Source organism: Flagellimonas flava, from assembly GCF_050617915.1.
Classification (GTDB): domain Bacteria; phylum Bacteroidota; class Bacteroidia; order Flavobacteriales; family Flavobacteriaceae; genus Flagellimonas; species Flagellimonas flava_A.
This window is the reverse complement of record NZ_JBODQE010000044.1, coordinates 1-279: the sequence shown is the minus strand read 5'-3', so window position 1 is coordinate 279 and position 279 is coordinate 1. Positions and strand designations below refer to the sequence as shown.

The following is a 279-nucleotide window of genomic DNA, read 5'->3' as shown; positions in this document are numbered from 1 at the left end:
GGATTGGCCAACAACCCTTTACCGATGAAAAACACGTCTTCGCCAACCTGGGCGATGGCACGTATTTCCATTCGGGAATTTTGGCGATCCGAGCCTCGATCGCAGCCAACTCCAATATCACCTACAAGATTCTGTATAACGATGCCGTCGCCATGACAGGCGGCCAACCCGTAGACGGGATCTTGAAAGTCACCGACGTCATTGCCCAGGTCCATGCCGAGGGCGCTCGCAAGATTGTGGTGGTCACCGACGAGCCCGAGAAATTCAAGGGCGTTACCC

General features: G+C 55.2%; 1 protein-coding gene. It reads left to right on the top strand.

Going from position 1 to position 279, the window contains the following annotated elements:
* A partial coding sequence (locus tag ACRHOZ_RS20910) for a thiamine pyrophosphate-dependent enzyme (protein ID WP_431130200.1) occupies positions 1-279 on the top strand: 279 nt, incomplete at both ends.